The 21,750-nt window shown below is 43.8% G+C and carries 25 protein-coding genes; 11 read left to right on the top strand and 14 right to left on the bottom strand.

Going from position 1 to position 21,750, the window contains the following annotated elements:
• Positions 1-133: 133 nt before the first annotated feature.
• Positions 134-1,189 carry a Delta(10) desaturase DesB gene (gene desB / locus BLT53_RS02550; protein ID WP_090232539.1) on the bottom strand — a complete coding sequence of 352 codons (1,056 nt, stop codon included), beginning with the start codon at positions 1,187-1,189 and terminating at the stop codon, positions 134-136.
• A 320-nt stretch (positions 1,190-1,509) separates the two neighbouring features.
• On the opposite strand from desB, the gene BLT53_RS02545 reads away from it, so the two are divergent.
• Positions 1,510-3,960 carry a DUF6359 domain-containing protein gene (locus tag BLT53_RS02545; RefSeq protein ID WP_090232537.1) on the top strand — a complete coding sequence of 817 codons (2,451 nt, stop codon included), beginning with the start codon at positions 1,510-1,512 and terminating at the stop codon, positions 3,958-3,960.
• 92 nt (positions 3,961-4,052) lie between these two features.
• The gene (locus tag BLT53_RS02540) at positions 4,053-4,409 is read left to right on the top strand and encodes a hypothetical protein (RefSeq protein WP_090232536.1); all 357 of its coding nucleotides are present in this window, start codon (positions 4,053-4,055) and stop codon (positions 4,407-4,409) included.
• Positions 4,410-4,446: 37 nt separating this feature from the next.
• On the opposite strand, the gene BLT53_RS02535 is transcribed toward BLT53_RS02540, so the two are convergent.
• From BLT53_RS02535 to BLT53_RS02520, 4 genes are read right to left on the bottom strand one after another with little or no spacing between them, the layout of a single operon-like run.
• A complete protein-coding gene (locus BLT53_RS02535; RefSeq protein WP_090232534.1) occupies positions 4,447-5,052 on the bottom strand; it encodes a response regulator transcription factor in 606 nt (201 codons plus the stop codon).
• Positions 5,049-6,188: a sensor histidine kinase gene (locus BLT53_RS02530; protein ID WP_090232533.1), complete on the bottom strand. Its 1,140-nt coding sequence runs from the start codon at positions 6,186-6,188 to the stop codon at positions 5,049-5,051. The genes BLT53_RS02535 and BLT53_RS02530 overlap by 4 nt, the downstream gene beginning before the upstream one ends.
• Positions 6,189-6,194: 6 nt before the next feature.
• Positions 6,195-6,932 (bottom strand): ABC transporter permease, encoded by a 738-nt coding sequence (locus BLT53_RS02525; protein WP_090232531.1) that lies wholly within the window; start codon positions 6,930-6,932, stop codon positions 6,195-6,197.
• The gene (locus BLT53_RS02520; protein WP_090232530.1) at positions 6,932-7,837 is read right to left on the bottom strand and encodes an ABC transporter ATP-binding protein; all 906 of its coding nucleotides are present in this window, start codon (positions 7,835-7,837) and stop codon (positions 6,932-6,934) included. Before BLT53_RS02520 ends, BLT53_RS02525 begins: the two co-directional genes overlap by 1 nt.
• A 283-nt stretch (positions 7,838-8,120) precedes the next feature.
• On the opposite strand from BLT53_RS02520, the gene BLT53_RS02515 reads away from it, so the two are divergent.
• The 4 genes from BLT53_RS02515 (at position 8,121) to BLT53_RS02500 (ending at position 12,293) form a co-directional block, all read left to right on the top strand.
• Positions 8,121-9,089, top strand: a complete 969-nt coding sequence (locus BLT53_RS02515) for an NAD(P)H-dependent flavin oxidoreductase (protein WP_090232528.1) — start codon at positions 8,121-8,123, stop codon at positions 9,087-9,089.
• Positions 9,090-9,293: 204 nt separating this feature from the next.
• The gene (locus BLT53_RS02510; protein ID WP_090236654.1) at positions 9,294-10,622 is read left to right on the top strand and encodes an arsenic transporter; all 1,329 of its coding nucleotides are present in this window, start codon (positions 9,294-9,296) and stop codon (positions 10,620-10,622) included.
• A 16-nt stretch (positions 10,623-10,638) separates the two neighbouring features.
• Entirely contained in the window at positions 10,639-11,322 is a 684-nt protein-coding gene (locus BLT53_RS02505; RefSeq protein WP_244520337.1) for a DUF2642 domain-containing protein, read from the top strand.
• Between the two features lie 104 nt (positions 11,323-11,426).
• Positions 11,427-12,293 carry an NAD(P)-dependent oxidoreductase gene (locus tag BLT53_RS02500; protein WP_090232527.1) on the top strand — a complete coding sequence of 289 codons (867 nt, stop codon included), beginning with the start codon at positions 11,427-11,429 and terminating at the stop codon, positions 12,291-12,293.
• Between the two features lie 46 nt (positions 12,294-12,339).
• On the opposite strand, the gene BLT53_RS02495 is transcribed toward BLT53_RS02500, so the two are convergent.
• The 3 genes from BLT53_RS02495 to BLT53_RS02485 form a co-directional block, all read right to left on the bottom strand.
• Positions 12,340-13,515, bottom strand: a complete 1,176-nt coding sequence (locus tag BLT53_RS02495) for an aminotransferase (protein ID WP_090232525.1) — start codon at positions 13,513-13,515, stop codon at positions 12,340-12,342.
• A complete protein-coding gene (locus BLT53_RS02490) occupies positions 13,512-14,006 on the bottom strand; it encodes an Lrp/AsnC family transcriptional regulator (protein ID WP_061968441.1) in 495 nt (164 codons plus the stop codon). Before BLT53_RS02490 ends, BLT53_RS02495 begins: the two co-directional genes overlap by 4 nt.
• 143 nt (positions 14,007-14,149) lie before the next feature.
• A complete protein-coding gene (locus BLT53_RS02485) occupies positions 14,150-15,475 on the bottom strand; it encodes a GntP family permease (protein ID WP_090232523.1) in 1,326 nt (441 codons plus the stop codon).
• Positions 15,476-15,815: 340 nt separating this feature from the next.
• Here BLT53_RS02485 and BLT53_RS02480 point away from each other — a divergent pair, with 340 nt between their 5' ends.
• Positions 15,816-16,727 (top strand): DMT family transporter, encoded by a 912-nt coding sequence (locus tag BLT53_RS02480; protein ID WP_090232522.1) that lies wholly within the window; start codon positions 15,816-15,818, stop codon positions 16,725-16,727.
• A 21-nt stretch (positions 16,728-16,748) separates the two neighbouring features.
• On the opposite strand, the gene BLT53_RS02475 is transcribed toward BLT53_RS02480, so the two are convergent.
• Positions 16,749-17,252, bottom strand: coding sequence for a GNAT family N-acetyltransferase (locus BLT53_RS02475; RefSeq protein WP_090232520.1), 504 nt, complete (start codon positions 17,250-17,252; stop codon positions 16,749-16,751).
• A gap of 46 nt (positions 17,253-17,298) precedes the next feature.
• Here BLT53_RS02475 and comJ point away from each other — a divergent pair, with 46 nt between their 5' ends.
• The 3 genes from comJ to BLT53_RS02465 all read left to right on the top strand — a co-directional run bounded on the left by comJ (position 17,299) and on the right by BLT53_RS02465 (position 18,753).
• Positions 17,299-17,490 carry a competence protein ComJ gene (gene comJ, locus BLT53_RS25755; protein WP_139168360.1) on the top strand — a complete coding sequence of 64 codons (192 nt, stop codon included), beginning with the start codon at positions 17,299-17,301 and terminating at the stop codon, positions 17,488-17,490.
• A gap of 160 nt (positions 17,491-17,650) precedes the next feature.
• Positions 17,651-17,992, top strand: a complete 342-nt coding sequence (locus BLT53_RS02470) for a PadR family transcriptional regulator (RefSeq protein ID WP_090232519.1) — start codon at positions 17,651-17,653, stop codon at positions 17,990-17,992.
• Positions 17,992-18,753: an HAAS domain-containing protein gene (locus BLT53_RS02465; protein ID WP_090232517.1), complete on the top strand. Its 762-nt coding sequence runs from the start codon at positions 17,992-17,994 to the stop codon at positions 18,751-18,753. The genes BLT53_RS02470 and BLT53_RS02465 overlap by 1 nt, the downstream gene beginning before the upstream one ends.
• 48 nt (positions 18,754-18,801) lie before the next feature.
• Here BLT53_RS02465 and BLT53_RS02460 read toward each other — a convergent pair whose 3' ends face one another.
• The 3 genes from BLT53_RS02460 to BLT53_RS02450 form a co-directional block, all read right to left on the bottom strand.
• Positions 18,802-19,242, bottom strand: a complete 441-nt coding sequence (locus BLT53_RS02460) for a universal stress protein (protein WP_090232515.1) — start codon at positions 19,240-19,242, stop codon at positions 18,802-18,804.
• 12 nt (positions 19,243-19,254) lie between these two features.
• The gene (locus tag BLT53_RS25750; RefSeq protein WP_090232514.1) at positions 19,255-19,428 is read right to left on the bottom strand and encodes a sigma 54 modulation/S30EA ribosomal C-terminal domain-containing protein; all 174 of its coding nucleotides are present in this window, start codon (positions 19,426-19,428) and stop codon (positions 19,255-19,257) included.
• Positions 19,429-19,612: 184 nt separating this feature from the next.
• The gene (locus tag BLT53_RS02450; protein WP_090232512.1) at positions 19,613-19,768 is read right to left on the bottom strand and encodes an HPF/RaiA family ribosome-associated protein; all 156 of its coding nucleotides are present in this window, start codon (positions 19,766-19,768) and stop codon (positions 19,613-19,615) included.
• Between the two features lie 173 nt (positions 19,769-19,941).
• On the opposite strand from BLT53_RS02450, the gene BLT53_RS02445 reads away from it, so the two are divergent.
• Positions 19,942-20,130, top strand: a complete 189-nt coding sequence (locus BLT53_RS02445) for a hypothetical protein (RefSeq protein ID WP_090232511.1) — start codon at positions 19,942-19,944, stop codon at positions 20,128-20,130.
• A 39-nt stretch (positions 20,131-20,169) separates the two neighbouring features.
• Here BLT53_RS02445 and BLT53_RS02440 read toward each other — a convergent pair whose 3' ends face one another.
• Positions 20,170-20,730, bottom strand: a complete 561-nt coding sequence (locus BLT53_RS02440; protein ID WP_090232508.1) for a GNAT family N-acetyltransferase — start codon at positions 20,728-20,730, stop codon at positions 20,170-20,172.
• An 18-nt stretch (positions 20,731-20,748) separates the two neighbouring features.
• Positions 20,749-21,711 (bottom strand): aldo/keto reductase, encoded by a 963-nt coding sequence (locus tag BLT53_RS02435; RefSeq protein ID WP_090232507.1) that lies wholly within the window; start codon positions 21,709-21,711, stop codon positions 20,749-20,751.
• Between the last annotated feature and the right edge of the window lie 39 nt (positions 21,712-21,750).

Raw genomic sequence — 21,750 nt, 5'->3', positions numbered from 1 at the left:
CAATCAAAAAATCCGCCGGTAAGGAGGCGGATTCTCTGTCCGCCGGTAAAGGAAGCGGATTTTTTTGAGCTATTGACAAAAAAGGGCATAACAAGCGATTATTCACCAGGAAATAATAGGATATCCCATCAGCTTATATTGTTTTTTTGTACCTGTTTGCACTCGCTTTTTGGTGTAAACCATTCCCCAGCGTTCCAAAACGCGTTTCCTTATACGGATCAATCAGCTCATTGCCTTTAAAATAGACTCTCGGTGTATTCCATAAGGCTTTCATCGCTTTGCTCATTTTCATCTCATGGTACCGTTCCGGCCACATTTTTTTAATATGCTGCTTCACAACTGGATAATATTTCGGGCTCATACTTGGGAACAAATGATGCTCAGTATGATAAGAGAAATTGAAATGAAGGACATCCACCCATTTGGGAACGGTTACTGTCAGACTGTTAGCCAGCGGATCATTAACCGGTGTCAACGGGTTCAATCTGTGATTAGTTGAAATATAGCTCATCACAATAAAATTAGCGATCAGCAATGGTATAAAAAACGCGAAAAGCCATTTGACCGGGCCAATCCAGAATAACAAACCAATCCAGGTTGCCCATGGCAGAACCGTCTGCAGCAGAACAGCCGGACGATTTCGCGGATTGAAATCCTTTATATATTCAAAAAACATTTTCAGCCCATGCATGGTAAATTGAATGCTCAGGGATATAAAACTGAAGCATGCACGCAACCCAAAAGGCAGCCGGTAGATGACCCGAAGAAACGAATTTTGGACAAGGCGCTCTAGAGCGGGCCAGGCATCAGGATCTTTTTCTTCGTGCTGGGTATGCACGTGATGATTCATGTTATGCCATTTTCTCCATAGCCGGGGGCCTGTACTTAACGGCCAAAAAGCAACAGCACCAAGAAAGTTGCGCAGCCAGGCTGTTTTCACAACCGTTCCATGCAAGATTTCATGACCTAGAAATCCCATGGCGGCAAAACAAGCGCCCAAAACGCCGGCAATCAATATATTGAACACAATATGAAGATCAAAGAAACCAATCCCTAAAAAGCCGGCAACGACAACGAGAAGATAGGCGAAACCTCCCCACAGCCGGGATGGAACAGGCTTAAACATTTTTTTTGAAAGATGAGGTGTAATGCGGGCAGCGTACCACCCAAACGAATGAAGGTCTTTAATATAAAGGTCCCCTTTCTTTACTGCAAGTTCCTCTTAGCATATAGGACTATAGAGTGAGTTACAAGGTAATTTTATGGCAGAATTCTGAATTTTCCGTAAAAATGGATATATCTAGAAATTATTTAGCGCGATTAAAATTTTCAGGACGTTTATACTATGAAAAAACGAATTTCAGGGTAAAATTCCTCATTTTTCCACATAAGTCTTTTGTAACCGTTTTTACATGATATATTTACATTATTCGTCTCATTTCTTTAATAAATGGGTGATACGATGGAATGGTTCAGTTTGAAAAATTTTAATGTAAAGGGTGAAAGGACATGCGTACGAAAGCGTACCAAAAGGGCTTCAGCCTGGCAATGGTTCTCCTTTTTATTGTCAGCTTGTTATCCCCTGTCGCTGTAAAGACAGCAACTGCTGCCGATGTTATTTCAGTTAAGGATGCCATTGCCAACAACAGCGGCAGTAATAAGACCGTGGAAGGCTATATTGTAGGAACAGTCAAAGGAGGAAGCGGAACATCAATCTCTTATCAATTTAACGCTCCTTTTTCCGCAAATACCAATCTGGCCATCGCTGATTCGCCAACAGAAACCGAGAAAACCAAAATTTTGCCGGTACAACTTCCAGCAAATGCTGTAAGAGATGATCTGAATTTAAAAGATCACCCTGAAAACCTTGGAAAGAAAATTCAAATTACGGGTGACTTGGCCGCCTATTTTGCGGTACCAGGACATAAGAATGCCAAAAGCTATACATTTGTGGGCGACACTCCACAGGAGCCTCAGGCAGAGCCTGTCACGGCAACACCAGATAAAGGAATTGTGACAGGCGGCTCAAAGGTTACACTCTCTACAGCCACACCAGATGCAGACATTTATTATACGGCCGATGGAAGCGATCCATCTTCCAATAGCACAAAGTACAATGAGCCGATTACGATCAATGAAGACACGACCATCAAAGCAATAGCCGTAAAGGACGGCATAAAAAACAGTGAGACATCTACTTTTACATACACAGTCGCTCTCACCGGGTTGCGAATCCATGATATTCAGGGAGCCGCCCAGCAGTCACCATTCGCTAATAAGTCAGTAGCAAACGTAGAAGGAATCGTTACACATGTCGTGGACAGCAATAACTTCTACATGCAGGATCTAAAGCCTGACACAGACGAAAAAACATCAGAAGGAATTCTTGTATATAAAAAGGGACATGGATTATCAGCTGGTGATGTGGTCAAAACCACAGGACAAGTAAAAGAATGGGTGCTGGACGGTTATGCTGAAAAGTTGAAAACCGACCTTCCTGTAACAGAAATTAATGCTGATACCGGCGGATCGGTAACCGTGACAGAAACCGGGCATGCACTCCCTTCTCCTGTTCTACTTGGTTTCGGCGGAAGACACATCCCGACACTGGTAATTGATAATGATAACTTTGGCAAGTTTGATCCAGAAGAAGACGGAATCGATTTTTACGAAAGCCTCGAAGGTATGAGGGTCGAGTTAAAAGACCCACGAGTGATCGCTCCCCAGAGTTATGGTGAACTTTCAGTAGTAGTTAAGAATCAGGGCAACTCTCCACTCAATTCATCAGGAGCCATCAATATTACAAAAAAGGATTTTAATCCAGAACGGATTTTTGTTGATATTGACGACAGCAGCTTTGTGGCGAAGTCCGGGGATTACTTCAAAGGCAATATTACCGGTGTTGTAAGCTACAGCTTCAGCAACTATAAGGTCCTTGCCAACAAAAATGAACTCCCGGCGTTCTTTGAAGGAAAAACAGAACGTGAAGTCACCAAGCTTAAGGGCAAAAAGAAAAAGCTTACCATTGCTAGCTTTAACGTTGAAAACTTCTCGGCTAACAAAGAAGGGGCAGATGGGACAAGCGACGAAAAGGCAGAGCGAATTGCAGATTCCATTGTCCATAACTTAAAATCTCCTGACATTATTGGTCTTACCGAGATCCAGGACAGCAATGGCCCCGTTAACAACGGAGAAACCGATTCAAAGGAAAGCGCCGAGCGCCTAATTAAAGCCATCCATGCTAATGGCGGCCCAGCGTACAAATTCACTGATATTGCCCCTGTCAACGGAAAAGACGGCGGAATTCCAGGAGGGAACATCCGCGTGGCGTTCATTTATAATCCGGAACGTGTATCCCTTGTCCCAGGAGAAAAAGGAACAGCTACCCAGTCAGTTGAATATAAAGACGGCAAATTGTCCCTAAACCCGGGACGCATCGATCCGGCAAATCCGGCATTTGCCAACAGCCGAAAACCACTTGCAGCACAATTTGAGTTCAACGGGGAAAAGATTGTAGTCATTGCCAACCACTTCAACTCAAAAGGCGGAGATGAGCCATTGTTTGGCAAGAACCAGCCGCCTGTATTAAGCAGTGAAATTCAGCGGCATAAAATTGCAGAAATCGTGAACAATTTTGTAAAAAGCATTAAAGCTGACGATCCAAATGCGAATGTGGTTCTGACTGGTGACTTTAATGACTTCGAATTCAGCTCTACTCTTGAAAAGGTAAAAGGAAAAGAATTATCCAACATGGTTGAAGAAGTTCCTTCCTTTGAGCGCTATTCCTACTCCTACCAGGGAAATGCTCAAGTACTGGATCACATTCTTGTTTCCAATAACCTTAAGAACAATACAAAGGTAGACATCGTGCACATCAACTCTCAGTTCATGGAGCAGCACGGACGAGCGAGTGACCATGACCCTGTTGTGGTTCAGGTGAAATTGAAAAAAGCCAATTAAAAAAGGGTGCCTTTTGGGCACCTCTTTTTTTTATGATTCACTGAACCTTTTTGCTGCCTCATTCGTCTTAGTTACAAAAAGGAGTTTTTCATATGAGCAGACATATTGAATTCGCAAGCGACCGCTTAATCATTACCTTCACAGGTCTAACAGCAGCTGCGGCACTGAAAAAAGAAATTACCGTTCCCTCCACCGCTATTTCCTCCGTCCATGTCGGAAACTTTAAAATTAACCCTGCCGCCTTCCGTATAGGTACTTCAGGCATTACGAGAAACATGAAACACGGGCGTTTCCTATATCAAAATGAGTGGGTCTTCCTTTCCTTTTCCAATCACAAAAACGTGCTGATCCTCGACCTGCATAATTTTGAATACAAGAAGATCGTTCTGGAGCTTGACTCACCGGAAAATGCCAAAAATAAAATTGAGAGCCTGCTGACCCGGGTGTAACGAAAAAAGCAACCCAAAACAAGCATCGGGTTGCTTTTTACATCCATCCTTTTTCCTCTGCCAATGTTATGGCTTCAATTCTGCTTTTCACCTGAAGCTTGGCAAGAATTTCAGAAATATAATTTCGTACCGTTCCGGCAGATAAAAACAGCTCATTCGAAATTTCCTTGGTTGTTTTTCCTTTGGCAACAAGCCTTAATACCTCCCGTTCCCGTTCGGTCAGTGGATTGCTTTCTCCTCCTATACTTCCGAACACCAGTTCAGAGGCATATTCCCGCTTGCCTTTCATGATATTCCTTATGGATGCCGCAAGATCTTCACTTGATCCATCCTTTAATAAGTACCCATGCACATCAGCCTTCACCGCACGTTCAAAATATCCGGAACGGGCAAATGTCGTGACAATAATAACTCGGCAATCCAGCTTCTTCTTCTTCAGTTCTTCAGCGACTTCCAAGCCGCTCATCAAGGGCATCTCAATGTCCAAAAGACAAACATCCGGTTTCAGTGAAGTAATCAGGGACAAGGCTCTCTCTCCGTTCTCCGCCTGACCGACTACCTCAATATCTTCTTCAAGATCCAAAAGGGCACCGAGTGCTCCTCTCAGCATGCCCTGGTCTTCGGCAATCATTACTCGTATCATAGCAGCGCAGCCTCTTCTTTCTTCTGTTTTACAACAACCGGGATGGTAATGATGAGTTCCGTTCCTTTGTTGGAATAAGCGTCCAGTTTTCCTTCAATCAATGCCAGCCTCTCAGCCATTCCTTTTAAGCCGTTGCCATCCTTTTTTCTTTCATCCAGCCCGACTCCGTCATCCTTGATCAGTAATACCACCTCTCCCGGATCCCGGCTGATGTGAATGGTACAATTTTTCCCTTTCGAATGTTTGACCACATTGGTAACTCCTTCTTTTATACATAAGCTTAATATGTTCTGGGAAAGATAGGGCACTTCATCAAGACCGCTGTCTCCATTGAATTGATACTCTATTCCCGCTGCTTCAAGTATGGATTGTACTTTAACAAGTTCTTCAGCCACCGTCACAGCGCGCATGTCAGAAACCAGCTCACGTACCTGCTTTAATGCCGTCCTTGAGGTTTTTTCAATTTCTTTTGCTTCTGCCCGGGCTCTGTCCGGCTGTTTGGCCACCAGCTTTTCTACCAGCTGGCTTTTCAAGGTAATTAGTGTAAGTGTGTGGCCGAGTGTGTCATGGAGGTCTCTGGCAATTCTCATCCGTTCTTCCCTCTTTACTAAATTCTTGATTTGTTCATTCGCCTGGCTCAGCTGTTTCTCCAGCTCCTGCCGCTTATTCATGGAACGGATTCCAAACGGGGACATCAGCATTATAACGAAGAAGGGAAGAAAGTACACAAGATCAGTGAAGCCCTGATTCAAGATGCCCAGAACAAGAGGTACTGTCTGCATCACAGCGAAGGCAGCAAGCGCCAGGTAAAATGAACGGCTCTTTTTGTACCAGCCAATAAAGTTTGCAGGGAAAAAGCCCATAAACAGATTGTTCGGGCTGTAAAACAAACTCATCACTAAGATAATCAGCATTTGTACCGCAAGCCAGTACGTAAAAGCCTTCTTCCCTTCCGAACAATAAAGCTGGCGGTAGGTCAGCAGGAACAGCAGCAAAAGGCAATATCCGATGACAAGTTTCAGACCTGATTCGACCGCAATGGAAAACGCAGGCAGACTGACATATACAAGAAACATGTATGGAAAAAAGCCGTATCTTTCCGGAAAAATCCTCACCTTTTTTCCTTTCCACTTCATTTCATATCACACCACTTCCTGTTTCCTTCGAATGTAGTTGGATACCAGCATAAAGATGATAGAATAACCGATTAAAATGAAAATGCTGTTTCCGGCCGGAACGTGTCCGGCCGCGATTTCCCAGGCACCGTTTCCGAAATTATAGGATGGCAGCCATTTGACAATGCGTTGCATCAGATCAGGAAAAACTTCAACCGGCATCCACATACCGCCGCATACCGCAAGTACCATGTAGATCACATTACTGACACCGGAAGCTGTATCCACACGCTTCATCGTGCCCACAAGTGTCCCCAATGCCAAAAATGGAGTGGAGGCCACCAGTATCCAGGAAGCGCTCATGATCCAAACGCCAACAGTCAAACTGACCCCATTAAGTAAGATTCCAGCGACAAAAATAACAAGAATGGAGAACAGATGGATCAGCGTCTGGCTGGCCATTTTTGCAAAAAAGTAGGCAGTGTGGGAAAGCGGCGTGATTCTCATGTACAGTGTCCACCCCTGCGTCCGCTCCTGCACAAGCCGGATGCCCAGCGACATGATGGAGGAACCCATGACACTGAACGTGGTCATTGACATCAGGTAATGAGCCTGCCAGGCTTCCTGGTCGGCAACACCTGTATTGACCACCCTTGTAAAGATATAGTAAAACAGGATGGGCATAAAGAGCGACCAAAAAACAAAATACTTGTTCCTGAGCATTCGTGTGATCTCTGCTTTACACTGGGCAATCCACATGTTCATCACACTACCTCCCTTTTACCGGTTTGTGTCAGATGATCAAACGCCTCTTCGAGCTTCCCTTGCTCCGTCTGGATGTTCCTGATGTTCCATTTGTTCTGAAACAGAGCTTCGAGCACGCGATCTGAGTCGTCCGAAAGAACGTAAATCCGGTCTCCAAGGCGGTAAACATCCCGAACGTTTGGCAGCTTCCAAAACTCGTCAAGCGGCATCCTGTTTTCTGCAACAAATGAGACGGTTTGCCTGGCGAGCTTGCTTTTTAGCACATCAGGCCTGCCATCGGCCACGATTCTGCCTTTATGAAACATGATGATCCGTTCGGCTACATCATCTGCTTCCTGCAGATAGTGGGTTGTAAAAATGATGGTTTTTCCCCGCTCCCTCAACAGTCGGACTGTATCCCAAAACGATTTGCGTGCAGAAATATCCATTCCCACTGTTGGTTCATCAAAGAACAAAAGATCCGGGTCGCCCGCCAGAGCAAGAGCAAAATTCAACCTTCGTTTCTGTCCGCCTGACAGTTTTTCCGCCCGCTTCTTTAAATCCTTTTCCTCCAGCCCGGTCAAATTGATCAGTTCGTTTACCGGAAGCGGGTTTGGATAATACGAACGAACAAGCGTAAGGATTTCCCTGCAGGTCAAACCGTCCATTACGCTTACTTCCTGAAGCATGGCCCCGATTTTTTCACGAACCTTTTTGCTTTTTGGATCGTTTCCAAATAAAGTGGAAAAACCCGTTTCCGGTTCCATGAGACCAAGCATCATCAGGATCGTTGTCGTTTTACCTGCACCATTGGGACCAAGAATGGCAACAATCTCACCCGCTTGAATACTGAAGGATACATCAGCAACCGCTTTTTCATTTTTAAAAGACTTTGAGACATGTTTTAATGAAACGACCTCATTCATCTTCGTACACCTCCACTTGATAGTTTTATTGTACGAAGAAAAAAGTTCGTTGCTCAGTCGTATGTGTCATTAAAATGGTGTGACAAATGTCATGTTATTTCTAAAGAGGCTGGAATAAACACGGAGCGCAAAATTAGTAGATATTCCCATTCTATCATAGAAATATAGCGCTTTCTCTTGACCGCCGAAAATCCGTAAAGTACCTTTAAAGAAAGAAGTGCAATTTAACATCCAAAAAATGAATGAGAATTCATTCATTTAAATTGCCAAGGGAGGAATCGTTATGCCGGATAAAATGACAAAAGAGTTTATTAACAAATTGAGTTTGCCTGTTATCGCTGCACCCATGTTCCTTGTATCAAGTCCTGAGCTTGTCATTGAGGCTTGTAAATCAGGAATCATTGGTTCCTTTCCGCTCCTGAATGCCCGTACAAGTGAAATACTAGAGGAATGGATGGTACGAATCACCGGAGAACTCGAATTGGCGAAAAAGGCTGCTCCCTGGGCTGTAAACATCATTGTACATAAAAGCAACAAACGCTATAAACAGGACTTGGAGCTGATTGGCAAATATCAGCCTCCCGTTGTTATTACTTCGCTTGGCCATCCGGGAGAAGTAGTTGAAACCGTTCACCAATACGGGGGCCTTGTATTCTCGGATGTCATTCACCTTGTTCATGCCAGGAAAGCCGCACAGACAGGGGTTGATGGATTAATCCTGGTCTGCAATGGTGCCGGCGGCCATGCTGGCACCATCAATCCCATCGCCTTTATGGGGGCAGTCAAAGAATTCTGGCACGGCATCACCATTTTGGCAGGCTGCATCAACAATGGGCAGGATATTTTGGCTGCTGAAGCATTGGGAGCAGATATGGTTTATATGGGTACCCGTTTTATCGCGTCAGAAGAAAGCTTTGCCAGTATGGATTACAAAACCATGCTCATCAATTCTTCCTTTGAAGACCTGGTCTACACGGATGCTTTTAGCGGAGTGAATGCCAATTATCTTACCCCCAGTATCCGAAATGCCGGTCTTGATCCTGATCACTTGAAACGAAAGGAACACGTGGACGTTTCGCACCTTGATGCCTCAGAGGCCAAAGCGTGGAAAGATATATGGTCTGCCGGACAAGGCGTAAATTCCATTAAAGAAGTGGCTACTGTTAAAGAAATAGTCTCAGAGCTAAAAAGAGATCATGACAGAAGCCTAGAACGTCTATTAAAAAAGAATGAAAAAACCAATACCCTGTAATGAAGAAGCTTCCCTGCAAGCTTCTTTTTTTGAGGGGCATTTACACATTTCTAGCAAAATGTGTGAATGGCTTAGGACAAGTTTTTTGCTAGACACATATACTTTAAGTATAGATGTACCTTAGTGATGCATGCTGCCGCATATAACTTCACTAGTTTTTCCATCTAAGATTGCTTAAAAGGAAGTGAAGTTTTGACTGAAATAATGGTGTCTGTCACTGTTCTTTCCTTTCTCCTAACCTTACTATTTATTTTTTGGCGGCCTTTAAATATGAACGAGGCTGTACCTGCGACCATAGGTGCCATCATCGTGTTGGCATGTGGTTCCGTTTCCCTTCACGACCTCGGAAAAATCGCTGAAACAATCAGTGGGGCTGCCATCACCATAATGGCTACTATTGTAATGGCGATCGTTCTTGAAAGTTTTGGTTTTTTCACCTGGATGGCACAGCTGCTTGCGGAAAAGTCAAAAGGCTCTGGTGTCCGGCTTTTCTGGAATGTCAATTTGCTTTGTTTTTTTATGACCCTTTTCTTTAATAACGATGGAAGTATACTCATTACCACCCCGATATTAATTCTGCTCTTGAATCATTTCCGCTTAAAAAACCACGAGAAAATTCCATACTTACTTTCAGGCGCTTTAATTGCCACAGCCTCAAGTGCCCCCATCGGCGTAAGCAATATTGTAAATCTGATTGCGTTAAAGATTGTACACATGGACCTATATATGCATACGGCAATGATGTTTGTTCCGGCAACTCTTGGACTGGCTTTTCTGGTGCTGCTGTTGTTTCTCTACTTCAGAAAAACATTGCCCCGCCGCCTCCCGCAGGTTACGTTCGATCTTTCGCAACCCATCTCACACCCGCTGAAGCCTGTTCAGGAATCACCGATTCAAAATAAGAATGCGTTCATGTACAAAATATTGCTGTTTGTGCTATGTGTCAGGCTCAGCCTGTTTGCTGCTTCTTTTGTCGGCATTCCGGTTGAAGTCATGGCTGTGCTTGGTTCCCTCGTTCTCTTAGCCTGGCGGTGGATCTATTTAAAAATCAATCCGCTGGACATGCTCAAGAAAACCCCCTGGCACATTCTCATCTTTGCCTTTAGCATGTATGTGATCATTTATGGACTCCATAATATAGGGTTGACGGAGGCACTTGTTGGCGTTCTGAAGCCATTTGTTTCCGAACATCACCTGTATGCGAGCCTTTTGATGGGCGGTACCCTTAGTGTATTATCCAATCTGTTCAATAATCATCCTGCACTGATGGTAGGCACACTAACCCTTACCAACATGAATTTGGATCCGCTTACCTTGAAAGTTGCATACCTGGCAAACGTGATTGGCAGTGATATCGGCTCCCTGCTCCTTCCAATCGGTACGCTTGCCACGTTGATGTGGATGCATCTGCTTAAAAAAGGAAATGTGAAGCTAAGCTGGAAACACTATTTTAAAGTAACGATTGTGGTCATACCGCCAACCCTCGTATTCACCTTAATCTGCCTGTACTATTGGGTTCATTGGTTATTTTAGTTATGGAGGAAAATGAATGAAAAATGAATTATCAACTGAATATATGATGCTTTTAAATACCCCTGTTTTGATCGAAGTGTCAGGTGGCAAGGTTCATCTGGGAATTTTAGTGGATATTGGCACGGATATCTATGTACTCTTCAACGGACTGGACTATCTTTATATTCCTTCCATTCACGTGCACCATCTTCGAAAAACAGATGCATTTATACAAGAAGAAAATGCTGTGGATATCCAGGCTCCCATCGATCATCATACCGACAGAGTGTCCTTCCGGAAAATACTCATGAATGCAAAAGGACGTTTTGTTAAAATATATGTGACGGGGGATAAAACACTTCATGGCTATATTACCAGCGTGATGAATGATTATTTTGTTTTTTACTCGCCTGTTTATAAAACTATGTTTATCACCCTCAGCCACCTGAAATGGCTGATTCCCTACAATGACTCTGTTACCCCCTATACCTTAAGCAAAGCAAGACTGCCGGTCAGCCATCACTCCTTACCTTTGTCGAGAAGCTTTGAAGAACAATGCAAAAAGCTTGAAGATCAAATGGTCGTTCTTGATTTAGGGGATCATTTGCAAAAAACAGGATTACTGAAAAATGTTTTCGAACAGAAACTCGCCCTTGTAAATGCCGAAGGAGAAACTGTTTATTGGAACCTTCATCACATTAAAATCATATATGCTATATGAATTTGTGTTCATCGATTCCCTTGAATCGGTGTTTTTTTTTGAGCCTGATTATTAGCAGTCCATGAACGCTAACGTTAAAATAGGGGCATACAAGGAGGGATTTCATGATTGGATTTATTGGATTAGGCATTATGGGAAGCCGGATGGCAGCCAACCTGCTTTCTGCTGGAAACGAACTGGTCGTTTATAACCGTACCAAAGAAAAAGCCCTGGACCTGCTCGACAAAGGCGCAGTTTGGGGAGAAAGCCCTGCTGAAACGGCAAGGCAATCCACCGTACTGTTTACTATGCTGACCAATCCGAAGGCGGTAGAACGTGTAGCTTTGGGAGATGAAGGATTTTTGCAGCACCTTCCCAAGAATTCCATCTGGGTGGACTGCAGCACAGTTAATCCTGGTTTTTCAAGACAGATGGCGGATGAAGCACGCCAATTTGATATCCGATTTTTGGATGCTCCGGTCGCCGGATCTTTGAAACCTGCAGAAGATGGGGAATTGGTATTCCATGTTGGCGGAGAAGCCGGGGTTTTGGAAGAAGTTCGTCCGTACCTGAATGTACTGGGCAAGGCGATTCATCATCAGGGAGAGCATGGAAGCGGAACAGCGATGAAACTTGTGGTGAATCTGACACTCGCCCAGTCCATGGCTGTTTTTGCAGAAGCTCTCAATTTCGGAGAGTCTCTCGGACTTGAAAAAGAAACCATTCTCAACACACTGATTGGAGGGCCGACCACAGGTGCCTTTATCGGAGGTAAAAAGAACAAGCTCCTAACCAATCAATATGATACCGAATTTCCTCTGGAGCATATTCAAAAAGACTTAAATCTCATTGCAGGCGAAGCTTATCAGAACGGAAGCTCCCTGCCCATTGCAAATGTCACGAAAGAGATGTATAGTTTGGCTAATCAATACGGACTGGGGAAAGAGGATTTCTCCGCCATCTATGAATTTTTGCGAACACCGCATAAATAAAACGAAAAGCACCAGATCCTCCTTGGATCGGTGCTTTTCCTTACGTTCATTCCATGTTTTCAATAAACCTCTTAATCCGTTTCATGGCTTCTTCGAGCTTGGAGATGGATGTGGCGTAGGAACATCGAATATGCCCTTCTCCACTTTCCCCAAACACACTCCCTGGAACGACGGCGACCTGTTCTTTCATTAACAGCTGTTCCGCAAATTCTTCTGAGGAAAGCCCTGTGCTTTTAATAGAAGGAAATACATAAAAGGCACCGCCCGGTGTATGGCATGAGAGCCCCATCTCTTCTAGGGCATGGGTTACGAGGCTTCTTCTCTGGCGGTAGCTCTCCTTCATCCTGATGACATCCTTTTGTCCATTGACCAATGCTTCCAGTGCGGCATGCTGGGCCATAGTTGGTGCGCACATCATCGTATACTGATGGATTTTAAGCATGGCCTGCTGAATATCCTTAGGTCCGCAGGCAAAGCCCAAACGCCAGCCGGTCATGGCAAATGCTTTTGAAAATCCGGAGATCAAAATGGTTCTCTCCCGCATGTTTCCTACAGAAGGAAAACTCGTATACGGTTCGTCATATGTCAGCTCCGCATAAATTTCATCAGAAATTACGAGCAGGTCATGCTTTTCCACCACTTCCGCAATCTTTAGCAAATCAGCTTTGGATAGCACGGTGCCGGTTGGGTTGTTCGGACTGCACAACAGGATGGCCTTTGTCTTTTCAGTCACAGCTTCCTCGATATGTTCCGGCTGAAGCTTGAACTCGTTTTGGCTGTATGTGTGCACCGGCACAGGTACACCGCCAGCCAGCGTTACGGTCGGTGCATAGGAAACAAAGCTCGGTTCAACAACTATCACCTCTTCACCAGGATTGACCACTGCACGCAGTGCAATATCAATCGCCTGTGAAGCCCCTACCGTGACGACCATCTCATTTTCCGCATTGTATGTCACACCAAAGCGCCGCCTCATGTAGCGGGAGATTTCTTTTCGCAGTTCAAACAACCCGGCATTGGCTGTATATGCGGTATACCCCTGCTCCAATGAATGGTAACTTGCTTCGATTACGTTCCAGGGGGTCACAAAATCCGGTTCACCCACACCAAGTGAAATGACATTTTCCATAGAAGAAGCCAGATCGAAAAAACGGCGAATTCCCGAAGGCTGTATGGATTGTACAGAGTCAGACAAGTACTTGGATCGCTGTTCGGTAATCATGGTGACACCACAATTCGTTTGTCTTCTTCATTTTCGCTGAACACAAGACCATCATGCTTGTACTTTTTCAAAATGAAATGGGTGGTCGTCGAAAGTACAGAATCCAGTGTGGACAATTTCTCAGAGACAAACCTTCCAACCTCTGCCATTGTCTTACCTTCAATGGATACGGACAGATCATAAACGCCGGACATGAGATAGACCGCTTTTACTTCTGGAAAACGATAGATTCTCTCGGCTACTTTATCGAATCCTACTCCCCGCTTGGGCGTCACTTTAACATCGATCATTGCCGTTACCGCACCCTCATCCGTGCCCTTTGTCCAATTGATGATGGCTGAATATCCAAGAATCACTTTTTCTTTTTCAAGCTTTTCTATCATTTGTTTCGTTTCATCCTCAGAGATTCCCATTAATCTTGCAATGGTGGAATTTTCAAGGCGTCCGTTTTTTTCAATAAGCTGCAGCAATTCCCGTTCCTTTGCATCCATTTCTATCACTCGCTTTGCAGTATAATATGATGAACATTATAACAAATCCTGAGGTCAGCGCCATCAGTTTTTTTCATCCTTTCCCGTACACCTGTAAAAAACAAAACAAGCCGCCTAAATCTTTGACGGCTTGTTGCTGTTATTTAGATAAACGCATTGAGAATCAGTGCACCCGCAAAGGCGACAAAAGAAAGCAGGGTCTCAAGGACTGTCCACGTTTTGAACGTTTCATTAACGGTCAATCCAAGATACTCCTTAACCATCCAGAAACCGGCATCGTTGACGTGGGAGAACATCAAGGAACCTGCACCCGTTGCAATTACAAGCAACTCAAGATTAACCCCGGACATATGCTCAATAATTGGTGATACAATTCCGGCGGCAGTGGTCAGTGCAACGGTCGCTGATCCGGTTGCAATCCTGATCAGTCCCGCAATCAAGAAAGCCAAAACAAGCGGAGAAAGTGATAAATTCTCAGACATCTGGCCAATTGTATCTCCGACACCGCTGTCAATAAGAATTTGTTTAAATCCGCCGCCAGCCCCAATGATCAAAATAATGGAACCTACAGGAATCAAGCTTTCTTCCGAAAACTTTCTCAGCATATTTTTATCCATTCCCTGACGAATGCCCAGGAAGTAGAATGCCGCAAATACTGAGATCAAGAGAGCAATCACCGGACTTCCGATAAAGGCTAAAAACTTTTCAAATCCCTTTGGCATGGACATGTAAGGAGCCACTGCCGCAAGGACCATAAGGAGAACAGGCAACAAAATGATAAAAAACGAAATGCCCGTGCTCGGAAGTTTTTTATAATTTGTGTTGAAACGGATCAATTCAGGCTCCCCTTGCGGAACCACACGTTTGTGCACCCATTTCGCAAAAAGCGGCCCTGCGATGATGGCTGCGGGAATAGCGATAATAAGAGAGTAAATTAAAACATGACCAAGGTTTGCTTTATAAATGCTGATCGCAGTAAGGGCACCCGGATGCGGAGGAACCAGTCCGTGAACAATGGACAACCCTGCAATCACAGGCAATGAAATCAGAAGAATGTTTTGTTTTGTGGTCTTTTGAATTGAAATTACGAGCGGCAATACAATCAGAATCCCTACTTCAAAGAAAACGGGGATTCCGATAATAAAGCCGGAGAATAACATGGCCCAAGGCAATTTTTTCACACCGAACTTGCGGACAAAAAAATCGGCGACTTGCATGCCCGCGCCAGACTCAGCCATCATCTTTCCAAGAATGGTTCCGAGCGCCAGAATTCCAACAAGGTGTCCAAGGACTCCTCCTACCCCTGTTTCGTACGCGCTTACAATCTTGTCAAGTGACAGACCAGCTGTTAAAGCCAAAAATAAACTGGCAACCGTTAAACTGATAAACGCATGCCACTTAAATACAGAAACCCCGACAATAACAAGGGCAATGGCTGCTAAAGTAATAATAAGCAAATAAGCGTCCAACTTCTTTCCACCTTTCTTAGAAACCCCTTTCATATGAAAGTATGGTTCCCCACTACTTCATTTCCATGAAAAAAAAGTAGTACTTTAAAATTTCACTTTGTTTATCTTAACAAAAAAAGATACCGTTTGCCTACTCGTTTGTTTTATGGATTTTATTACCTAAACAGGAAAGGCAATGCTTCAGCCGCCCCCTATATATCATTTTTGTCGTAAATCAGGTAAAAGCCCTCCCATTTTACACCACCATGAGGTTTCTTGTAAAAAAGACCAGGGTCCTTTCCTTTTTTAATATTTTCCATTAGGATATATAAATTAATACCTAAAAGAGAGAAGGTAAAACATGATTCGTTTGTATGGAGCTCTGGTTGGATTAAGCCTGATCTGGGGACTCTCCTTTGTCTTTATGAAATGGCTGCTGGAACCAGCTGGAATATGGGGAGTCGTATTTATCCGCACCCTGGCTGGTGCCATTATCCTTTTACCCGTAGTATTAAGAAAAACAACCGATTTTACTAAAAAACTTCCGATTAAATGGCTTTTGATTACTGGATTTTTCAACTGCGGGCTGGCTTGGGGGCTTATTTCCCTTAGTGAGACCGTTATTCAGTCCAATACCGCATCCATCTTAAATGCCACTACTCCCATTTGGACCGGATTGATTGGTTTTTTTCTGTTTTCCTACCGATTGAATAAACAGCAGTGGACCGGCATCCTAATTGGCTTCTTTGGTATATTGGTCCTTATGGATTTTCAAATCGGCCATCTGTTCGGCACTCAATTTGTCGGAATTGGCACCATGGTCCTTGCTGCCATTTGCTACGGTTTAGCAGGTCAACTTACAAAGCGATATTTATCCGGTGTCGGCGTTGCTACGATTACGTTTTTTACGCTGCTTACAGGAGCGGCTACCGGCCTTGTCGGTGTCTTGCTGACAGAACCCATCCATGTTGAACAACTGCTTGAGTCTAAACCTATGCTCGCGGTTCTGGGGCTCGGTTGTCTCGGTTCCGGACTCGGCCAGCTAATTTATTTTTATTTGAATAAAAACGGCAGTCCCGAGTTCGCTGCTACAGTCACCTATTTGATTCCGGCCAGTGCTATGATCTGGGGATATGTTCTTCTTAATGAGCCTGTGACGCCAAACCTGATCGTAGGATTGCTCATCATTTTTGCAGGAGTATACCTGTCTTCCAAAAAAAAGAGAAATAAAGAAACGATCACCACCATACAAAGAAAAGAGGCATCCCGCTAACCACGGATGCCTCTTATTCATTTAAACGAACAATTCCATATGATCTTCATCATAGAATACGCCATCTACCTGCAGGGCTCTCGTTTCCGTTCCATAAACGGTAAATCCTAAACGCTGATACAATTTTTTTGCATGGTCATTGCTTGATACAACGGTAAGATTCAGCTTCTCAATGCCTTCCATTTCAATGGCTTTAGAGATTGCAGCTTGCATCAAGGCTTTTCCGGTCCCCTGCCCCCGGCTGCGCGATGTAACATACATGGCATAAATATTTGCTTTGTGGCTCATCTTTTTGTAACTCTCCTTAACGAGTGTCACCATGCCAATCATGACATCATCGGAGAATGCTCCAAAGGTATAACTGCCTTCTGCCTTAAAATTTTCCTTAACCTTTTCAATCGCATTCTTCCTTTTCACAGCATCTTCATAGCTTGAAGCAAAGGCCTCAGGCGAAACCATCAGTGCCTCTAGCCTTAATTTCCAATATTCTTCTGCATCTGCGGCAGTAAGTATTCGGACTTCCATCGTATCTTCTCCTTTATCCAGCCTTAATAAATTCCACCTCTCTATAATGGTAAATGAACTAGCCGTTTCGTATTCCCAATTAATTGTATACAACAAAGGAATTGAAAAACCCTTCTTAGACTGGACAGATGCCGATATTCAACGCGGCTACACTCCATTGAAAATTCTAAAAGCAGATGGTTTATTTACGGTAAAATATGATTTGAAGTTTATCACAAAGCAAGAGCTAAAAAGATGAGGAAAAATGTGCCTCATCTTTTTATTTTTCCAAAAACAGGTTGAACTGGAAGTGGACGAATGATATAGTGAAGCTATCTTGCCATACATAATAGCACCGTTCTTTTTTTACCTCTGCTATCTTGCATTGCAATATACCTTGTCTTAAAGGAGGCCCTCTGTTGTCTACTAGCCAGATGTTAAAAGGGGTTTTGGAAGGGTGCCTTTTGGCTGTTATTTCAAAAGGAGAAATCTATGGTTACGAAATGATAGAAAAATTGGAAGCCTATGGATTTACAATGGTGAGTGAAGGAAGTATTTATCCGATTCTACTTCGCATGAAAAAAGAGGAGCTTGTTACCACTACCTTGAAACCTTCCCCGACGGGACCCAAAAGAAAATATTATTCCTTAACACCCAAAGGAGTAAAGGAGTTAAAAGATTTTCGTGAACGTTGGTTCCAGCTGTCAAACAGCGTTTCCAACCTGTTAAACCATACCAAAGTAAAGGAGGAAATAACGTAATGCCATTATCCCAAAAGAGCCAGGAGTTTATAGAGAACCTCCGGCTGTATTTATTTTCATGCGGCAAAAAGTCTGCTGAAATCGAGGAGATTGTTCAAGAGCTGAAGGACCATTTGACAGAAGCAGAAAAGAACGGTAAGTCGATCGAAAATATAACTGGCCAATCTCCGCAAGCCTATATGGAAACCATTGCGAAAGAAATGCCATCGGATTATGCAGGCTGGGCAAAAATGCTTCCTCTTGTTATGTCCGGTGCTTTTGCCTATGTCTTACTTGGTGATGTCATTCACGGAACATTGAACTACTCGCTATACGCACTTATTGGCTATCCTGCCACATATCTGCTGTTGTTCATTTTAATCACGGTCTTTTTTCAATTCCTCGCCAAAAAGAATCCTGGCAAAAAAGTGGAGTTGAGCCTTTTTGGTGCAATAAGTCTTCTGTCTACCCTCCTATTTATCGGAATTCTATGGTTGGATCGCTTTGCAGGCAGCCCCGTGGTAGAGGTCGAAGGTATGATTGGAAAAGGGATTGGTGCAGCTATCGCCTGCCTGATATTTATTGGTATATCTGTGTGGAGCAAAACCTGGTTATCGATCATTATTCCCGCTATGCTCTATTTGCCTGAGTTGGCTGCTAAATGGATGCCAGGCGAAAGCATTACAAAAATTTTAGCGCCCACCCTATGCAGCTATTTCCTTATTTTCATTTTCCTTATTTTTCAGTTTAGACGACAAACACGGAATACTAAGAATGGATAAGCAATATAGAAAGACGGCAGACTCCACTCAGGTTTGCCGTCTGTTTTTTCAATCATTCCTCACGATGTGCACATCGCATTTGGCATATCGGGTCGTATGCTCAGAGACGCTTCCTATAAATGCCCGGTCAATGACATTCATGCCCGTTGCCCCGCAAACAATTAAATCCGCATGAACCTCAGGTGCAATGGACTTGGCAAGTGTTACTTTAGGTGAACCGAGCTGCAGCACCTTTTTCACGTATGAAACCCCCAGCTCCTTCGCTTGTTTTTCAAAAACACTCAGCATTTCTTCACCATGTTCCTGCGCCTGTTCAGCCATGGAAACATACCAGTCGTTAGCAGAAAAGTTTCTAGTATCTACCACATGCGCCAAAATTAATTCTGCACCTTTATGTTCAAGCGTCACTTCTACCGCATGTTTAAAGGCTTTTTCTGACGCCTTTGATCCATCCAATCCAACGAGAATATGTTTATACACGGTCTTCATAAGACATCCCCCTCATTCCGTATTGGCAGCCAATATACCGTAAGCTTCATTTTTTATTTTGCAGGCGACGCAAACCTGATCAGTCTTCTCATCACAAAAAACAAAAAAGGAGTGGCCCTGCTGATTCATTTGGTCAATTGCCTTATCACCGTTCATCGGTATGAGAAGCAATTCCTTAACCTTCATCTTTTTAGCGCTTTGTGGTTGATTCCTTGTTAGTTTTCTCCGGCACTTCTCGTCGTGTTTTTCTGTTTATTTTTGTTTTATATTTCCGAAACTGCCTCTTCAATTTTTCTTCTGTCAGCTCAATGGAAGAGTATAATCTTCGGTGACCGCTTCGGCAGAAATAAATAATGGTCCCTTATGGACTTTAATTCGGATGCTGTGATTTCGTTTTTGCTTTGATACATTTAATGCCAGTACGGTCCGGAAAGAAATGTTCAACGGCTCCCCCGATCTTCTGCTCTGCATATGCTCGAATACTGTCTGTAACTTCAAGATTTGAACCATGGATTTGCAGCTTCATTGGTTACTCCTCCTCCGCTTCTGTCTTGTGTTACATCTTGATCTTAAAACATTGCTAACACCATTGTATGTGATGTTTTTCACATAAAAGGATAAAAAAAGAAGGAATAATCCTGTCGGTTTCCGAATATGGTGAGAAGATGAATAAGTAAATGTAGAGGAAGGAAAAGTTGGATGATTTGGATCATTGTGTTGTCTCCAGCAGTCATTCTCCTATTGTTCGCCGTGATCTTAGAACGAAAAGGAAAAAAGAACTTTAATATGACTCCTAACCATCATCACCTCACTGACGAAGGAAATGCGATCCGTGAAGGGGCTCTGCATCAAGCCAAAAACAACAATAATAACAATTTAGGCATCTAAACGGCCCACTATAGTTTAACTAGTGGGCTGTTTACCTTTCTATTTCGTTTTTTCCCAATCGGGTTTAATCAGGGAATAGACCCGCTGATCACAAAATTGGCCATGAAACGATGCATAGCCGCGAAGAATACCGTCCTGCCTGAACCCTGCCTTTTCAAGGAGATTCATGGATGGTATCGCATCAACATTCGTAAAAGCTTCTAATCGATATAGATCCATTGTATAAAAACCAAACTCTATCATTTTTTTCAGTGTCTCGGTCATATACCCCTGCCGCCAGTACTTCCTGCCCAGATCATAGGCGATCTCTCCCCTTGAACCCCGGACCGTTTCCCAGCTGTTGTAGCCGCATGAACCGATGAGAATATCATCTTCTTTGCAAATGATTCCCCAACGGAAGCCTTTGTTGACATCAAACAAATCATTCATGAAGGTAATCATTTCTTCTGCCTCATCGATATTTTTGAGAGGCTCTTCCCCCATATCTTTTACCACCAATGGATCGGAATAAATACTTAGAACTGCCGGCGCATCTTCCACTGTCATCTTTCGCATGTATAGCCGCCTGGTTTCTATTTCGGGAAATTTTTTAAATTTCATGCCTATGTTCCTCTTTAACTAGTTGATGTTCTCTACTTCATTTAATAATTCAGCTGACCACTTCCAGCCACTGATTTTCACTGCATCTGTGACATGGTACGGTTTGCTAGCACCGACAATGGCGGAAGTAACTGCCGGCTGATTCAGCACCCAGGACAGAGCAAATTGAGACAAGCTAACCTCATTCTTTTCCGCCAGTTCACGGTATTTGCTCACAAGCTCGAAATTCCGTTCGTTGAAATAGTTTTGGATGAGACGTTCTCCCTTGGCTGCACGGCTGTCCAACGGAGCATCATCTTTGCTTTTGTATTTGCCTGAAAGCATTCCTCTGGCCAAGGGACTGTATACCATGACCCCGACTCCTTCAGACTCGCAAAACGGGAGCAGCTCCTGCTCAATCTCCCTTGACAGCAAGTTATACTGCGGCTGCACGGAAACATATTTTTCAAGATTCATTTTTTCACTGATTCCGTGGGCTTTCATGATCTGCCATGCCGCATAGTTGGAGCAGCCGATGTAGCGTACTTTTCCGCTCCGGACAACATCATCCAGCGCTCGCAATGTTTCTTCAAGCTGCGTATTCGGATCGAACAAATGAACCTGATATACATCGATATAATCGGTCTGCAATCGTATCAGGGACCTGTCAATTTCCTTCAGGATATGAGACCTTGAGAGACCTGATTCATTTTTGCCATGACCCATGCGTATGCCAACCTTTGTTGCCAATACGACCTCTTCTCTTCTTCCCTTCAGTGCTCGGCCAATGATCTCTTCTGATTCGCCCGTCCCATAGGGTACTTCCGTGTCCTGCCCCTTGCCGTAATAGTTGGCGGTATCAATAAAATTAATCCCTTCTTCTATCGCCTGATAGAGGATGTTACGAGACGCTTCCTCGTCAATCCAGCGTCCAAAAGCCATTGTACCCAAACAAATGGACGACACATCAAGTCCTGTTTTACCCAGTTTTTTATATTGCATGCTATCACCTCTTACTCCTGTTCTATCATATTTGTTCAG

Source organism: Fictibacillus solisalsi (assembly GCF_900103485.1).
Classification (GTDB): Bacteria; Bacillota; Bacilli; order Bacillales; family Fictibacillaceae; genus Fictibacillus_C; species Fictibacillus_C solisalsi.
Note: the sequence above shows the minus strand (reverse complement) of the source record. Positions and strands in the feature narration are given on the sequence as shown.

Bases quoted from the DNA above. Each gene is read 5' to 3' on its own strand.
- BLT53_RS02435 (WP_090232507.1), bottom strand. From the start codon at position 21,711: ATGCAATATAAAAAACTGGGTAAAACAGGACTTGATGTGTCGTCCATT.
- BLT53_RS02495 (WP_090232525.1), bottom strand. From the start codon at position 13,515: ATGATTACCGAACAGCGATCCAAGTACTTGTCTGACTCTGTACAATCC.
- BLT53_RS02540 (WP_090232536.1), top strand. From the start codon at position 4,053: ATGAGCAGACATATTGAATTCGCAAGCGACCGCTTAATCATTACCTTC.
- BLT53_RS02515 (WP_090232528.1), top strand. From the start codon at position 8,121: ATGCCGGATAAAATGACAAAAGAGTTTATTAACAAATTGAGTTTGCCT.
- BLT53_RS02520 (WP_090232530.1), bottom strand. From the start codon at position 7,837: ATGAATGAGGTCGTTTCATTAAAACATGTCTCAAAGTCTTTTAAAAAT.
- BLT53_RS02545 (WP_090232537.1), top strand. From the start codon at position 1,510: ATGCGTACGAAAGCGTACCAAAAGGGCTTCAGCCTGGCAATGGTTCTC.
- BLT53_RS02480 (WP_090232522.1), top strand. From the start codon at position 15,816: ATGATTCGTTTGTATGGAGCTCTGGTTGGATTAAGCCTGATCTGGGGA.
- BLT53_RS25750 (WP_090232514.1), bottom strand. From the start codon at position 19,428: ATGAAGGTTAAGGAATTGCTTCTCATACCGATGAACGGTGATAAGGCA.
- BLT53_RS02440 (WP_090232508.1), bottom strand. From the start codon at position 20,730: ATGAAATTTAAAAAATTTCCCGAAATAGAAACCAGGCGGCTATACATG.
- BLT53_RS02535 (WP_090232534.1), bottom strand. From the start codon at position 5,052: ATGATACGAGTAATGATTGCCGAAGACCAGGGCATGCTGAGAGGAGCA.
- BLT53_RS02490 (WP_061968441.1), bottom strand. From the start codon at position 14,006: ATGGATGCAAAGGAACGGGAATTGCTGCAGCTTATTGAAAAAAACGGA.
- BLT53_RS02450 (WP_090232512.1), bottom strand. From the start codon at position 19,768: ATGAAGCTGCAAATCCATGGTTCAAATCTTGAAGTTACAGACAGTATT.
- comJ (WP_139168360.1), top strand. From the start codon at position 17,299: ATGGTAAATGAACTAGCCGTTTCGTATTCCCAATTAATTGTATACAAC.
- BLT53_RS02525 (WP_090232531.1), bottom strand. From the start codon at position 6,932: ATGAACATGTGGATTGCCCAGTGTAAAGCAGAGATCACACGAATGCTC.
- BLT53_RS02475 (WP_090232520.1), bottom strand. From the start codon at position 17,252: ATGGAAGTCCGAATACTTACTGCCGCAGATGCAGAAGAATATTGGAAA.
- BLT53_RS02460 (WP_090232515.1), bottom strand. From the start codon at position 19,242: ATGAAGACCGTGTATAAACATATTCTCGTTGGATTGGATGGATCAAAG.
- BLT53_RS02465 (WP_090232517.1), top strand. From the start codon at position 17,992: ATGCCATTATCCCAAAAGAGCCAGGAGTTTATAGAGAACCTCCGGCTG.
- BLT53_RS02505 (WP_244520337.1), top strand. From the start codon at position 10,639: ATGAAAAATGAATTATCAACTGAATATATGATGCTTTTAAATACCCCT.
- BLT53_RS02530 (WP_090232533.1), bottom strand. From the start codon at position 6,188: ATGAAGTGGAAAGGAAAAAAGGTGAGGATTTTTCCGGAAAGATACGGC.
- BLT53_RS02445 (WP_090232511.1), top strand. From the start codon at position 19,942: ATGATTTGGATCATTGTGTTGTCTCCAGCAGTCATTCTCCTATTGTTC.
- BLT53_RS02510 (WP_090236654.1), top strand. From the start codon at position 9,294: ATGGTGTCTGTCACTGTTCTTTCCTTTCTCCTAACCTTACTATTTATT.
- BLT53_RS02500 (WP_090232527.1), top strand. From the start codon at position 11,427: ATGATTGGATTTATTGGATTAGGCATTATGGGAAGCCGGATGGCAGCC.